The 17,592-nt window shown below is 49.3% G+C and carries 3 protein-coding genes; all 3 read right to left on the minus strand.

Annotated elements, in window-relative coordinates; all coding sequences use genetic code 11:
- Positions 1 to 48: 48 nt before the first annotated feature.
- A complete protein-coding gene (locus tag FHS57_RS27185; RefSeq protein ID WP_183979243.1) occupies positions 49 to 15,612 on the minus strand; it encodes a DUF8693 domain-containing protein in 15,564 nt (5,187 codons plus the stop codon).
- Positions 15,613 to 16,054: 442 nt separating this feature from the next.
- Positions 16,055 to 16,189: a hypothetical protein gene (locus FHS57_RS32015; RefSeq protein ID WP_262889966.1), complete on the minus strand. Its 135-nt coding sequence runs from the start codon at positions 16,187 to 16,189 to the stop codon at positions 16,055 to 16,057.
- A gap of 38 nt (positions 16,190 to 16,227) precedes the next feature.
- The coding region (locus FHS57_RS27190) for a hybrid sensor histidine kinase/response regulator transcription factor (protein ID WP_183979245.1) at positions 16,228 to 17,592 on the minus strand (1,365 nt) is incomplete at its 5' end.

The raw sequence follows: 17,592 nt of genomic DNA on the forward strand, positions 1-17,592 counted from the left end.
TAAAACTTGGAAAGCCTCAATCAACTTTGCTCATTTAATTTACACGTATTATTTCTTAATGACTTTCAAAACCTCCTGTTTGTCATTTGTAATGACTCGTAATAAATACAAACCTTCAGGAAGCATTTCAACGTTCATTTCTTCATAATGCGCATTTGTTTCAGGGCTAAAAGTCCGATGCAACACCTGACGACCTGCAACATCCAGCAACGTAGTTTGCACCACTTGCCCTTTGCTCTCTTGGACTTTCAAGCGGAGGATATTGGTGACGGGGTTGGGGAGAACGGTGGCGAAAAGCCCGTTATCCGTTATCTGTTTTCCGTTATCCGACCCTTGCCCATTTGCCCCTTGCCCTTTGCCATTTGCCCCTTCACTATCCGCTGCACGTGCTGCTCCTACCCCTACCCCATCTCGTGACTGGATACGGAACCAGTATTCTTGGTAGGCCAACACGTTGCCTTGCGGTTGACGCGTTGCGGGGTAAATACTGCCCCAACCCTTCATGTCCCAATAACGAATACTCAATTTGTACAACCCTTTGGGCAAACCTGCATCGTATGAATTTCCACCCGCACCGTTGTCTTGATAGAATCCGTAGGCAGGGTGGTTTTGGGCATAAAGCTCCGTCCAGCCTTCACGGTTGGCATACATGAAATACGGCGCGTTGTTTTCGTGCGTGTTGAACGAACGAATTACGCCCATTTCGGGTGTTGCCAACATGTCAAAGGTCAATGAGCCGTCAGTACTTAATCCGCACGCTTCTACGTTGATAGTCCAGTAGCGTGGAGCCATTTTGTTGACGTTTTCTACGTAATACAACGTCGGATTCACTTGCGTACTTTGATCCAATTCGGGGCCACCGTCGCGGGTGATGAATTGGCTTGTCCACAACGACTTATCATTCGCAGGTTTCACTGCTGACTTAGATTCACCAATGTTAATCAACGTCACCACAAACGCATTCCAATAAATATCTTTACGAACACTTTCTGAGCTTTGGCAACCACCTTCAAAGAGGCATTTCGCCCAATACGTTTGCTTCGTTACGTTGCTAAACGCTACCTCAAAACTTGGCGCTGTAACACCCGTGTTCCAAAACGTCTGACTTCCTGCGGGGCAGTTGGCTGATATTCTCACCGTTGTACCTGTGCAAACTATCTCTTGGCTTGCCGTAATCACGGGAGCTACCTGCGTTGGGGTTAACGTAAACGTCACTACGTTACTCTTTTCACTCACGCAACCATTTTCCGTTTGACAACGAGCGTAATACGACGTCGTTTGACTTGGTACGGTTGAAGGAAGACTTGGCAAAGCCACGTTCGTCGTCGCATTGTACCAAAATGTGCGCAAACTGCCACACGTTGATTGGCCACTGAAACTCGCCGATGGGTTACAACTGCTCGTCGGTGACAATGATACCGTCGGTGCCGATGGAATGGTGACCAGTTTTAACCGCATTACGCCAGATTCTGATTCCACACACAAAGGCGTTCCGTCTGATTTACGACAACGTACGCGGTAGTTGTGGAATTGGTTATCCACCAAGCCTACAGGTACGCCCGCGCTGTACTCACCACCATCAACGGAATAAAGTATCACTTCACCAGCTGCACAGTTCGCATTAAAAGTTAGCGTAGTAGTCACTAGGCTACACACTTCTTTGGTTTCCCCTACGGCAACCATCACGCCGTCCACCAATAGCGACACATTCTGCGGAACAGAGGCACGATTATTAATCGTCAATTCTATCACGCCCGAATAAGTCGAAGCACAATTGGCGTCGCAAGCAGCTTGGTAGCGGTGGGGTTGGTTATTGGAAGGCTGGGAAACTGGTGGATTGGTTGACCATCCGCTCCATGCACCACTGCCTACTTGTACACGCCAAACGGGAGTACCCACTACACACAAACCCGTAACGTTAAACTGTAAACCGTTCACAGGATTCGCATCCGTATCACAAAGAACGGGATTGTTGCCCTCGTTCAAGGTTTGTTGTAAAGCTAAAAGTGTAATCGTTGGTTTACTTTGAACAGCTACGACTGCCGTCGCTGTAACCGCCGAGCAACCGCCCGACGCGGGAATTGTGTACGTTACCGTGTAAGTCCCTGCCGTTGAAGTGCTTGGATTAATTGTCCCTGTATTGGCATCGATACTCAAACCTGACGTAGAACTGAATGTTCCACCGCTACCCGTTAAGGTCACCACCGCAGATGTCACACTTTTGCAGTAAGGTGTTCCACCGTAGCTGATGGTTGCACTCGGGCTTGTTGTGATCGTCACACTCGCAGTCGCCGTAACCGCCGAGCAACCGCCCGACGCGGGAATTGTGTACGTTACCGTGTAGGTTCCTGCGGTCGAAGTGCTTGGATTAATCGTCCCTGTATTGGAATCGATACTCAAACCTGAAGTTGAACTGAATGTTCCGCCGCTGCCCGTTAAAGTCACTGCCGCGGATGTCACACTTTTGCAATAAGGTGTTCCGCCATAACTTATTATTGCACTTGGGCTTGTTGTAATAGTCACACTCGCAGTCGCCGTAACCGCCGAGCAGCCGCCCGACGCAGGAATTGTGTACATTACCGTGTATGTCCCTGCCGTTGAAGTGCTTGGATTAATTGTCCCTGTATTGGCATCAATACTCAAACCTGACGTTGAACTAAATGTTCCGCCGCTACCCGTTAAGGTCACCACCGCAGATGTCACACTTTTGCAGTAAGGCGTTCCGCCGTAGCTGATGGTGGCACTTGGAGCATCGGTAATGACCACATTCGTCGTCGCCGTAACCACCGAACAGCCGCCAGACGCGGGAATCGTGTACGTCACCGTGTAGGTTCCTGCGGTTGAAGTGCTTGGATTAATCGTTCCCGTAGTGGCATCGATACTCAAACCTGACGTCGAACTAAACGTTCCACCGCTGCCCGTTAAGGTCACTACCGCCGATGTCACACTTTTGCAGTAGGGCGTTCCGCCGTAGCTGATGGTGGCACTCGGGCTTGTTGTAATCGTCACACTCGCTGTCGCCGTAACCGCTGAACAGCCGCCCGACGCGGGAATTGTGTACGTTACCGTGTAGGTTCCTGCGGTCGAAGTACTTGGATTAATTGTCCCTGTATTGGCATCGATACTCAAACCTGATGTAGAACTAAACGTCCCGCCGCTGCCCGTTAAGGTCACTACCGCCGATGTCGCACTTTTGCAGTAAGGCGTTCCACCGTAGCTGATAGTGGCACTAGGGCTTGTTGTGATCGTCACATTCGCAGTCGCTGTAACCTCCGAACAACCACCCGACGCGGGAATTGTGTACGTTACCGTGTAGGTTCCTGCGGTCGAAGTGCTTGGATTAATCGTGCCCGTAGTGGCGTCGATACTCAAACCTGACGTTGAACTAAACGTCCCGCCGCTGCCCGTTAAGGTCACTGCCGCAGATGTCACACTTTTGCAGTAAGGCGTTCCGCCGTAGCTGATGGTGGCACTCGGAGCATCGGTAATGACCACATTCGTCGTCGCATTCACCGCCGAGCAGCCGCCCGACGCGGGAATCGTGTACGTCACCGTGTAAGTCCCTGCCGTTGAAGTGCTTGGATTAATTGTCCCTGTATTGGCATCGATACTCAAACCTGATGTAGAACTAAACGTCCCGCCGCTGCCCGTTAAGGTCACTGTCGCAGATGTCACACTTTTGCAGTAGGGCGTTCCGCCGTAGCTGATGGTTGCACTTGGAGCATCGGTAATGACCACATTCGTCGTCGCATTCACCGCCGAGCAGCCGCCCGACGCAGGAATTGTGTACGTCACCGTGTATGTCCCTGCCGTTGAAGTGCTTGGATTAATTGTCCCTGTATTGGCATCAATACTCAAAACTGACGTTGAACTGAATGTCCCACCGCTGCCCGTTAAGGTCACTGCCGCGGATGTCACACTTTTGCAGTAAGGCGTTCCGCCGTAGCTGATGGTGGCACTTGGAGCATCGGTAATGACCACATTCGTCGTCGCCGTAACCACCGAACAGCCGCCCGACGCGGGAATCGTGTACGTCACCGTGTAAGTTCCTGCGGTCGAAGTGCTTGGATTAATCGTTCCCGTAGTGGCATCGATACTCAAACCTGACGTTGAACTGAATGTTCCGCCGCTGCCCGTTAAGGTCACTATCGCCGATGTCACACTTTTGCAGTAAGGCGTTCCACCGTAGCTGATGGTGGCACTCGGGCTTGTTGTGATCGTCACACTCGCAGTCGCCGTAACCGCCGAGCAACCGCCCGACGCGGGAATTGTGTACGTTACCGTGTAGGTTCCTGCGGTCGAAGTGCTTGGATTAATCGTCCCTATATTGGAATCGATACTCAAACCTGAAGTTGAACTGAATGTTCCGCCGCTGCCCGTTAAGGTCACTGCCGCGGATGTCACACTTTTGCAATAAGGTGTTCCGCCATAACTTATTATTGCACTTGGGCTTGTTGTGATCGTCACACTCGCAGTCGCCGTAACCGCCGAGCAGCCGCCAGACGCAGGAATTGTGTACGTCACCGTGTATGTCCCTGCGGTTGAAGTGCTTGGATTAATTGTCCCTGTATTGGCATCAATACTCAAACCTGACGTTGAACTAAATGTTCCGCCGCTACCCGTTAAGGTCACCACCGCAGATGTCACACTTTTGCAGTAGGGCGTTCCACCGTAGCTGATAGTGGCACTAGGGCTTGTTGTGATCGTCACACTCGCAGTCGCTGTAACCTCCGAACAACCACCCGACGCGGGAATTGTGTACGTCACCGTGTAGGTTCCTGCGGTCGAAGTGCTTGGATTAATCGTTCCCGTATTGGCATCAATACTCAAACCTGATGTAGAACTAAACGTCCCGCCGCTGCCCGTTAAGGTCACTGCCGCGGATGTCACACTTTTGCAGTAGGGCGTTCCACCATAGCTGATGGTTGCACTCGGGCTTGTTGTGATCGTCACATTCGTCGTCGCCGTAACCGCCGAGCAGCCGCCCGACGCGGGAATTGTGTACGTCACCGTGTAGGTCCCTGCGGTCGAAGTGCTTGGATTGATCGTTCCCGTAGTGGCATCGATACTCAAACCCAACGTTGAACTGAATGTTCCGCCGCTACCCGTTAATGTCACCACCGCGGATGTCACACTTTTGCAGTAAGGCGTTCCACCGTAGCTGATGGTGGCACTTGGAGCATCGGTAATGACCACATTCGTCGTCGCCGTAACCACCGAACAGCCGCCAGACGCGGGAATCGTGTACGTCACCGTGTAAGTTCCTGCGGTCGAAGTACTTGGATTAATCGTTCCCGTATTCGCGTCGATACTCAAACCTGACGTTAAACTGAACGTTCCGCCGCTGCCCGTTAAGGTCACTACCGCGGATGTCACACTTTTGCAGTAGGGCGTTCCGCCGTAGCTGATGGTGGCACTTGGAACCTCAGTAATGACCACATTCGTCGTCGCCGTAACCGCTGAGCAGCCGCCAGACGCGGGAATTGTGTACGTCACCGTGTAGGTTCCTGCCGTTGAAGTGCTTGGATTAATCGTCCCTGTATTGGCGTCGATACTCAAACCTGACGTTGAACTAAACGTTCCACCGCTGCCCGTTAAGGTCACTGCCGCAGATGTCACACTTTTGCAGTAAGGTGTGCCGCCATAACTTATTATTGCACTTGGGCTTGTTGTAATCGTCACACTCGCTGTCGCCGTAACCGCTGAGCAGCCGCCCGACGCAGCTATTGTATAGGTCACCGTGTATGTCCCTGCGGTCGAAGTGCTTGGATTAATCGTTCCCGTAGTGGCATCGATACTCAAACCTGATGTAGAACTGAACGTTCCGCCGCTGCCCGTTAAGGTCACTACCGCAGATGTCACACTTTTGCAGTAAGGCGTTCCGCCGTAGCTGATGGTGGCACTCGGAGCATCGGTAATGACCACATTCGTCGTCGCATTCACCGCCGCGCAGCCGCCCGACGCGGGAATTGTGTACGTCACCGTGTAGGTTCCTGCGGTCGAAGTGCTTGGATTAATTGTTCCCGTATTGGCGTCAATACTCAAACCTGACGTTGAACTGAACGTTCCGCCGCTGCCCGTTAATGTCACTACCGCAGATGTCAGACTTTTGCAATAAGGCGTTCCGCCGTAGCTGATGGTTGCACTTGGAGCTTCGGTAATGACCACATTCGTCGTCGCATTCACCGCCGAGCAACCGCCCGACGCGGGAATTGTATAGGTCACCGTGTAAGTTCCTGCCGTTGAAGTACTTGGATTAATTGTTCCCGTATTAGCATCGATACTCAAACCTGACGTTGAACTAAACGTTCCACCGCCACTACCCATTAATGTCACTACCGCCGATGTCACACTTTTGCAGTAGGGCGTTCCACCGTAGCTTATTGTTGCACTCGGGCTTGTTGTAATCGTCACATTCGTCGTCGCCGTAACCGCTGAGCAGCCGCCCGACGCAGCTATTGTATAGGTCACCGTGTATGTCCCTGCTGTCGAAGTGCTTGGATTAATTGTTCCCGTAGTGGCATCGATACTCAAACCTGACGTTGAACTAAACGTTCCACCGCCACTACCCATTAATGTCACTACCGCCGATGTCACACTTTTGCAGTAGGGCGTTCCACCGTAGCTTATTGTTGCACTTGGAGCATCGGTAATGACCACATTCGTCGTCGCATTCACCGCTGAGCAGCCGCCCAACGCAGCTATTGTATAGGTCACCGTGTATGTCCCTGCTGTCGAAGTGCTTGGATTAATCGTTCCCGTAGTGGCATCAATACTCAAACCTGACGTAGAACTAAACGTCCCACCGCCGCTACCCGTTAATGTCACCACCGCAGATGTCACACTTTTGCAGTAGGGCGTTCCGCCGTAGCTGATGGTTGCACTTGGAGCATCGGTAATGACCACATTCGTCGTCGCATTCACCTCCGAACAGCCGCCCGACGCGGGAATTGTGTACGTTACCGTGTAGGTCCCTGCCGTTGAAGTACTTGGATTAATTATTCCCGTATTAGCATCAATACTCAAACCTGACGTCGAACTAAACATTCCGCCGCTGCCCGTTAAGGTCACTACCGCAGATGTCACACTTTTGCAGTAAGGTGTTCCACCGTAGCTGATTGTTGCACTTGGAGCATCGGTAATGACCACATTCGTCGTCGCACTTACCGCCGAGCAACCGCCAGACTCGGGAATTGTGTACGTTACCGTGTAGGTTCCTGCCGTTGAAGTGCTTGGATTAATTGTCCCTGTAGTAGCATCGATACTCAAACCTGACGTCGAACTAAACATTCCGCCGCTGCCCGTTAAGGTCACTGCCGCAGATGTCACACTTTTGCAGTAAGGTGTTCCACCGTAGCTGATGGTTGCACTTGGGCTTGTTGTAATCGTCACACTCGCAGTCGCCGTAACCGCCGAGCAACCGCCCGACGCAGGAATTGTGTACGTCACCGTGTATGTCCCTGCCGTTGAAGTGCTTGGATTAATTGTTCCCGTATTAGCATCGATACTCAAACCTGACGTCGAACTAAACATTCCGCCGCTGCCCGTTAAGGTCACTGCCGCCGATGTCAGACTTTTGCAATAAGGCGTTCCGCCGTAGCTGATAGTGGCACTTGGAGCATCGGTAATGACCACATTCGTCGTCGCACTTACCGCCGAACAGCCGCCCGACGCGGGAATTGTGTACGTTACCGTGTAGGTCCCTGCGGTCGAAGTGCTTGGATTAATCGTGCCCGTATTCGCGTCGATACTCAAACCTGACGTTGAACTGAATGTTCCGCCGCTGCCCGTTAAGGTCACTGCCGCGGATGTCACACTTTTGCAGTAAGGTGTTCCACCGTAGCTTATTGTGGCACTTGGAGCATCGGTAATGACCACACTCGCTGTCGCCGTAACCACCGAGCAACCGCCCGACGCGGGGATTGTATAGGTCACCGTGTAAGTTCCTGCCGTTGAAGTACTTGGATTAATTGTTCCCGTATTAGCATCAATACTCAAACCTGACGTCGAACTGAATGTTCCACCGCTACCCGTTAAGGTCACTGCCCCCGATGTCAGACTTTTGCAATAAGGCGTTCCGCCATAACTTATTATTGCACTTGGGCTTGTTGTAATCGTCACACTCGCCGTCGCCGTAACCTCCGAGCAGCCGCCAGACGCGGGAATTGTGTACGTTACCGTGTAGGTCCCTGCGGTCGAAGTGCTTGGATTAATCGTGCCCGTATTCGCGTCGATACTCAAACCTGACGTTGAACTGAATGTTCCGCCGCTGCCCGTTAAGGTCACTGCCGCGGATGTCACACTTTTGCAGTAAGGTGTTCCACCGTAGCTTATTGTGGCACTTGGAGCATCGGTAATGACCACACTCGCTGTCGCCGTAACCACCGAGCAACCGCCCGACGCGGGGATTGTATAGGTCACCGTGTAAGTTCCTGCCGTTGAAGTACTTGGATTAATTGTTCCCGTATTAGCATCAATACTCAAACCTGACGTCGAACTGAATGTTCCACCGCTACCCGTTAAGGTCACTGCCCCCGATGTCAGACTTTTGCAATAAGGCGTTCCGCCATAACTTATTATTGCACTTGGGCTTGTTGTAATCGTCACACTCGCCGTCGCCGTAACCTCCGAGCAGCCGCCAGACGCGGGAATTGTGTACGTTACCGTGTAGGTTCCTGCGGTCGAAGTGCTTGGATTAATCGTGCCCGTATTGGAATCGATACTCAAACCTGACGTTGAACTGAACGTTCCGCCGCTGCCCGTTAAGGTCACTGCCGCAGATGTCACACTTTTGCAGTAAGGCGTTCCGCCGTAGCTTATTATCGCACTAGGAACGTCAGTAATCACCACATTCGCCGTCGCCGTAACCGCCGAACAACCACCCGACGCGGGAATTGTGTACGTCACCGTGTATGTCCCTGCCGTTGAAGTGCTTGGATTAATCGTGCCCGTAGTGGCATCGATACTCAAACCTGACGTTGAACTAAACGTTCCACCGCTACCTGCCAAGGTGATCACCGCAGATGTCACACTTTTGCAATAAGGTGTGCCGCCGTAGCTAATGGTTGCACTAGGAACCTCAGTAATGACCACATTCGTCGTCGCCGTAACCGCCGAGCAACCGCCCGACGCGGGAATTGTATAGGTCACCGTGTAAGTTCCTGCCGTTGAAGTGCTTGGATTAATCGTCCCTGTATTGGCATCGATACTCAAACCTGACGTTGAGCTATACGTGCCACCGCTCGTACCCGTTAATGTGACTGCTCCTGTGGTTAATGTTTTACAAAATGGCGTACCTGCATAACTAATGCTCGCCGATGCTGAACAATTGTTATAGCTAAACGGCACCACATAACTGCAAGACGCGCCGCTTGGTGTTATTTTAGCGTAGAGTGTTTGAGTCCCCAAAGGCAAAGACGCATCGGGCATAAAAGTGTTAGGTGCCGTAAATACACCCGCTGGATTTGTAGCTTCTTGTTCTTTGTAAATACCGTTGACGGTGCTTGCTCCTGCTCCATTATATACACCTCCATAAGTAAAAATTGGAGTAGAATTATTGACAATAATGGAGCTATTTTGGTCGCTGGTCACTGTACCCGTCAATGAACCGTATTTCAACGTACCGTTATTGGTAAAAGTACCTGGGTTTTCAAGCGTAGCCGCTACTTGTATCAGCCCTCCATTTGTGATAGTTCCAAAACTTTTATTTTGAAAAGTACCCGAATTCGCAATAAACATACCACAAGAAACATTCTCCACTGTGCCCGCATTTTCAAGGGCATACGTTATCCCTGTTGCGACGACCATTATTTTAGCCCTATTGGTAAACGTACCACTAAAATTATAAAACCCATCACTGGTTACGTTATCAATTCGGATAGCTCCGCCAGCATTGTTATTGAACGTTGATTGGTTTATTATTCCATAAACGCCCGCACTGGCAGTAGCACCAATGTCAATAACCGCCGCATTGGTAAACGTACATCCCAATCCATTCAATATCCCCGCCGTATTTGAGCGTCTAATCTTAATTTCTCCTCCCGTATTGTTGAAGACAGCTAGTTGTTGATTTTCTATTCCATAGCTCCCTACGCTGGCGGTTGCTCCAATGTCAATTTTTCCCGCGTTGAAAAATGAACCTTGATTGTTACTTATACCGTCGCTAGTGCAATTGTCAATACTAATTTCACCACTGTTGTTATTGGTAAAAGTACCCAAGTTCCACAAGCCAAATTGCCTCACTGTAGGTGTTGACCCAATGATTAACTTACCCGAATTAGTCACTGTGCCTTGATTTAACAAGCTGGAAGTATTGGTTGTGGATAAAAACCCATTGATGGTCAACGTTGCTGTAGCTGCAATAGTGAGGGAAGCCCCTGATTGTACGTTGACAGAGTAAGCCAGCGCTACAGTACCTGCTGCAATGCTGGGAGCATTACTCACATTGGGGATGATGACAGACGAAGTAGCATCTGGCACCCACGCAGGATTCCAGTTACAGGGTTTGGCCCAATCCGTATCTATGGCCCCTGTCCACGTGATGTTGACAGCGCCTGGAGAAGAGGTTAAGGCATTTTCATCCGTCAAACCATTACAATTGTTATCAATGCCATCACAGATTTCCGTCGCACCTGGGTTAATAGCAGCGTTGGCATCATTACAATCGCCACTGGTTGCCTGCAATTCGGTGGCTAATTTGTAGCCTGCGGGGCGCAAGCATTGTGTAATGGTCGCAGCGCCTGTTTCGGCATAGCCGTCGTTGTCGCTGTCTTTGTACCATACTTGACCAGGTTTTTCAAGAGCAGAGTTATCATTACAATCTGTATTATTAGAAACATACCCTGCGCCACAACTTCCACCAAAAGCCCTACTATTGTTGGGATCGCCGAAGCCGTCGCCATCGGCATCTGCGTAGCATAAGACATTGTTAATCACACTAATCACCACATCATTATTATTAATTCCTCCCGTATAGCTAATCGTCGCATTTTGACCACTTCCCAGAAAATTACTAAGCGTTGCGCCTTGGGCAAGATTATTAAATGTACCACTAATAGCATCTGTACCGTCGTTATCCACGATGACAAACGTCTCTCCTCCCACCAGCATAGGCGCACCACTTAGCACCAAGTTGACACCCTGCAAATCTACCGAGCCCACTACCTTGAGTTGACTGTAGGTACTGCCCGTACCGTCTCCTGCCGTCGTACCGTTGATGGCAATGTTTAAATCGCCCCCCAACGTCAGCGTACTCGCCGTCACGTCCGTACCGTTGAAAGTTGGTTTGATAGCCGCTGATGCACTGCCTGGGTTAAGCAATAAGCTGCCGCCCCCCGTATTGAAACCACCGCCGCTCACGTTTATATCACTCCCGCTAATCAGTTGCACGTTGGTGGCTGTAGGACGGGTAATGGCTGCCGAGACGCTGATAGCCCCCGCAGTAGCGTCACCAATGATGAGCCTACCTGTAGTCATACGATCGAGCTCCACATCGGACAAGCTTAATGGCCCGCCAATAGGGTTAGAAGACGAACCGACGTTTATTTGCGTCCCCGCAGTAAAAGGCTGTAGCCTGAGTGTAGAGGTCGAATTGGTGCTTACAGAACCACCTCCAATAATATCAAGGCTGTTGGCAATAAGGCTAAGGTTACCCCCATTGGTAGCGGTACTAATAGCTCCAACCGCCCTTATCCCAGGACTACCGACCCCTCCTCCTTCTTTGCCCGTGACAGTCATATCGCCCCCCCCAGAAGTAATTTGCGAACTACTATCAAAAACATAAACCCCAACATTAGTTCCCCCCGTTGTAACTCCGCCGTTGCCTACTACTGTGACAGTTCCCGTACCACCCGCCGTAATTTGACCATTACTAAACAGATAAACTCCATAGTTAAGCGAACTTGCTCCTAAACCTCCTCCCGTACCGGTGACACTCACATTCCCGCCCGTCGAAGTAATCAACCCATCATTAATATAAACACCAGAATTAGCTAATCCTGTTGAAGCTCCACCATCACCTATTACATTTACTGTATTTCCCTTGATTTGCTTAACACGCACCCCATATTGGTCCCCAGTAGCGGCATCTCCTCCTTTACCCTTCACCGTAACCGAACCACTACCTGTCGATTGAACCAGAACAAAAACAACCACTCCATTAAAATTACCCGACGTGGGCGTCGATTGTTGGTTGGCTTCCACCAATAGGTTCCCATCTACCGTTTCTAAATTTCCTCTGATGAAAACGTTTTTGCTTACTTTGATCGTAGCCGCTCCCGTACCTATCAGTTTTATAGAAGCAGAAATATCCACCTCATCTACCCCTGGAACGGCATCATCGTTTTGTAAATCCAAATCAAGGTTCGCATTCGCCGCAAAGGTGATGTCACCATTAAACTTAACCTTATCGTCTCCCGTGCCGCCATTGATGGTTAACGAGGGTAAGTTCGCCGTAAATGCTCTCATATTAATGATGTCGTTTCCATTAGCGGTGTTGACAATAATGCTGCTAATGACCGAAAGTGGTACGTCAGCAGGGGTGGTGTTAAACGCAACTGGTGAACCACCGTTAATCGAATACGTACGGCCCGTCACGTTAAAACGAATATTACTGCCATTTTCTGAAATCTCCAGTGTTTCACCATTGCCCGACATATCGGTGATGGTTAGCACGTTGCCCGTCGTGGTGATGGTATAGTCGGGTGGAGTGGTAGTTCCCTCAAAGAAATAGGCCGCACCCGCCCCCCCAAATGGATTTGCCCCAGTGGCATCCTTAGCTTCACCAATCGCCCCAACTACAAGCGTCGTACCTGATATTGCTGTCGAAAAGCCAAACGCACCCAGTGCTGCTCTATCCGAAGCGACAAGTTTTTTGACCTGTCCCCAGTTGTCGGTGCCACCTTGATCTTTGCTAAAAACATAAGCGGCACCTGCATTACTTAATGGGTTTGCCCCTGCGGCATCTTCATCTTCTGAATGCGCACCGACTACAACCGTCGTGCCTGATATTCCCACCGATTGGCTAAAATAATCATTTGCCGCTCTATCCAAAGCCACAAGCTTTTTGACCTGACCCCAATTATCAGCGCCACCTTGATCTTTACTAAAAACATAGACAGCCCCTGCATTATTCAAGGTATTTGCCCCCGTGATATCTTCATCTTCCTGATAGGCCCCCACCACGATTGTCGTGCCAGCTATCGCTACCGAATAGCCAAACAAATCATTTACCGCTCTATCGGAAGCGACAATTTTTTTGGCCTGCCCCCAGTTGTCAGCACCGCCCAAATCTTTGCTAAAAACATAGACAGAACCCGCAGCACTCAAGGTATTTGCCCCTGTAGCATCTTCATTTTCTCGGACCGCCCCGACCACAATCGTAGTGCCTGATATCGCAACCGAATTGCCAAAATTATCATTTGCTGCCCTATCCAAAGCGACAAGTTTTTTAACCTGTCCCCAATTATCCCCCCCCCCTTGATCTTTGCTGAAGACATAGGCAGCACCCGCATTAAGAAATGAATTTGCCCCTACAGCATCTTTTGTTTCTCGATCCGCCCCGACGACCACTGTCGTGCCTGATATCCCCACCGAAGAGCCAAACTGACCAATTGTTGCTCTATCCGAAGCGACAAGTTTTTTGACCTGCCCCCAGTTATCAGTACCACCCTGATCTTTGCTAAAAACATAGGCTGACCCCGAATAAAGCAATGGATTTGCCCCTGTGGCATCTTCACTTTCTCGATACGCCCCGACCACGACCGTCGTGCCTGATATCCCTACCGAATAGCCAAAATTATCATCTACTGCCCTATCCAAAGCGACAAGTTTTTTAACCTGTTGCCATACACCCCCATTTTTTTGTAAAATATAGACTGCCCCCGCACTCACTAAACCTGCTCCTCCTGTGGCATCAGTAGGATCATTGGGCGCCCCTACTACGGCATAATTTCCATCTATTGCTACCTCGTAGCCGTAATTCTGGTTGACAGCCACATCTTCGAATACGATTTTCTGCAATTGCCCCCAATTATTGCCACCGCCCTGGTCTTGACCAAAGACATAGGCAGAACCCGCACTATTAAATGTATTTGCCCCTGTAACATCTTCATCTTCTTGATAAGCCCCCACCACTACCGTCGAGCCTGATATCGCTACCGAAAAACCAAAGAAATCATCTGCTGCTCTATCCGAAGCGACGAGTTTTTTGACCTGACCCCAGTTATCGACGCCACCTAAATCTTGGCTAAAAACATAGGCAGAACCCGCGTTGCTCAAGGTATTTGCTCCTGCACCATCTTGATCTTCTTGATAAGCCCCCACCACAACCATCGTGCCTGATATTGCTACCGATCTACCAAAATTATCATTTGCTGCTCTATCCAAAGCGACCAATTTTTTGACCTGTCCCCAGTTACCGACGCCACCCTGGTCTTTGCTGAATACATAGGCAGAACCCGCGTTGCTCAAGGTATTTGCTTCTGCCGCATCTTGATCTTCTAAATACGCACCAACCACCACCGTCGTGCCTGATATCGCTACCGAATAGCCAAAGAAATCAAATGCTGCTCTCTCTGAAGCGACGAGTTTTTTGGCCTGCCCCCAGTTATTGACACCACCCTCATCTTGACTAAACACATAGGCAGAACCCGCAAAATTTAAAGTAGCTCCTCCTGCGGCATCTTCATCTTCTAAATACGCTCCGACTACGACTGTCGTGCCTGATATCGCTACCGAATAGCCAAAATTATCATCTGCTGCTCTATCCAAAGCGACGAGTTTTTTGACCTGCCCCCAGTTATTGCTGCCACCCTGATCTTTGCCGAAAATATAAGCAGAACCCGTAGCGCTCAAGGTATTTGCTCCTGCGGCATCTTCATCTTCTAAATACGCTCCGACTACAACCGTCGTGCCTGATATCGCTACCGAATAGCCAAAATTATCATCTGCTGCTCTATCCAAAGCGACCAGCTTTTTAACCTGCCCCCAGTTATTGACACCACCTTCATCTTTACTGAATACATAGGCAGAGCCCGCTGCACTCAAGGTATTTGTCCCTGCAGCATCTTCATCTTCTCGATAGGCCCCGACCACGACTGTCGTGCCTGATATCGCTACCGAATAGCCAAAATTATCCATTGCCGCTCTGTCCGAAGCCATAAGTTTTTTAATTTGGACCCAAGTACCTGCGATGTTTTCAAATACAATCACTGAGCCAACAAAACTAAGCACATTGTTTGCAGGGCCTTCATTGTTATATGGTACCCCGACAACAGCATAATTACCATCCACAGCTACTGCACGACCGAACTCATCACCGCTTTCTCTACCTGCGGAAGACTTTACCGCACGTGTTGAGGAGGCCGTTTTGATAACTTGGTTCCAGTCGGTCTGTGCTTGCAGCGAGAGGGAACTTAACAGTATAAAAATACAGCCAACCATTAGTGATGGGTACCAATGTATTGGGGAAGTAGTATCGAAACTGAATTTCTTCATTCGGGCGTTGAACCTGTTGAGAAATACGTACTGAGCCTTTGCCGCGTGGATAAAAAAGCTGAGTATGGTAACCAAAGTAAGCCGTAGTTGGGTAAATGGATGTAAACACGTTTTCATAAGTAGAAAAATTCAAGTGTGTTCAGAGTGAATGAGATAAGGGTATCATCTAGCCCTCCTTTTCAGAAGAGCTCAAAACGAAAGAATAAAGCCGCTGTCTGGGTATTTTTAAAACAGCAATAAGGTACCTAAAATGACGATAATGGAGAGTTTTGTCATGGTTGAGAAAAGGGTAAAAGTGTTGTGTGTTAGACCGCGTTTGTATGCTCACAAACATACGCTCCCCACCCCGAATCATCTTAACTCTAATGTTCCATCTTTTGCTCTAATGTTCCATTTACCAAATTTTCTTTTGCTCTAATGTTCCATTTCTTTTGCTCTAATGTTCCACTCGCTGATTATCAAGCAGTTACAAAAAGCCATTTTTCGGCCGTTTTTACAAAAAGAGAGCCTCCAAAAATTGGAGGCCCTCTAAGCACTACGGTATTAAAGCTACTACATTTTAATTCATTTTTAGCACTTTCAAGGTCGCTTGTTGGTCGGCGGTTGTCACCTGCAAGAAGTACATTACCGCTAGTAATTCCCTTACTCCAAACTCCTCTTGGTCTTGCACAAAATCATACACTATGCCTTGCAATGGCCCTTAGGATAAAACTTATTGATATAAAACCAACCCTATTCAACAAGGCGTCCATATTCTGAAGGAAGCATTCCAAACTCTTCTTGGAACGATTTGGAGAAGTAGGACAAGCTTTCAAACCCTACTTGGTAGGCGATTTCTGAAACCGTCATGGTTTCTTTTTGCGCCAACTGGGCAGCCCGTTGCAGTCGTATTTTGCGGATAAATTCCGTCGCGGAAGTGCCCGTCAAAGCTTTCAGTTTACGGTGTAAATTGGTACGACTTATTTTCAATTCTTTACAAAGTCCTTCGACGTCGAAGTTACTTTCGCTCAAATGCGCCTCGATAACCGACCGTATCCGCTCAATAAACTGGTTGTCCAACTGCTGCGACACCTCGTTCCCCACCGCAGGTGCGCTCGGTAATGCCGCCGAACGCAGGCTAAATTTCTCCCTGAGCAGGTTACGCTGCTGAAGTAAGTTTTTGACCCGAATCAACAATTCTTCTTTATTAAATGGCTTTTGTAAATACTCGTCAGCCCCTAAACCTAGCCCCTCCAAGCGGTCGGTCAAGGTGGCTTTGGCCGTGAGTAGTACCACGGGAATATGGCTCGTCCGTACGTCGGTTTTTAGGCGTTCACACACTCCAAATCCATCGAGGCGCGGCATCATCAAATCCGTTATCACCATGTCGGGGACTATTTGCAAAGCCATTTCCACGCCTTGTTGGCCGTCGTTAGCCTCCATGACTTGGTACTGCGTCTCAAAAATTTTGCGCAAATAAAGTCGCAAATCAGGGTTATCTTCCACAATCAGTAACACAGGCTGCTCATCCGTTGGGGCAAGATTTTGGTCATGCACTCCCTCCTCAGGCAACAACATCGAAATGGCCATTTCGGTATGCGTGGTTTCAAAAATCGGCTCCGTCGAACCATTTTTTTGTTGTGAAGCCGCCAAAGTAAATGCTACCCGAAAAGTAGTGCCTTTGTTTACCTCACTTTCCACCGAAATCTTCCCTTTTAGAATCTCGACCAATTCTTTAACCAAAGCCAACCCGATTCCTGTTCCTTCATAATTGCGGTGCGAGGTATCATCGACTTGGTAAAAGCGGTCAAAAATACGCGGTAGCCGCTGGCTATCAATCCCAATACCGTTATCAGAAACCGTCAATACCACGTCTATCGTAGTATCTTTAGGCGTATATTCTATGTTCACCTCTACCCTTCCGTTGGTTGGTGTGAATTTAAAGGCATTGGATAGTAAATTGGTCGTAATTTTTTCCAACTTGTCGGCATCGAATTTCGCGGCTAGGCTGCGGTAGTTTTGATGGACATTAAAATGCAGGTTTTTATTCTGCGCTAACGTTTCAAATGAACCAAAAATATACGAAAAAAACCGAGAAATATTCCCTTCTTCAATTTC

It is taken from the genome of Runella defluvii (assembly GCF_014195535.1).
Lineage (GTDB): Bacteria > Bacteroidota > Bacteroidia > Cytophagales > Spirosomataceae > Runella > Runella defluvii.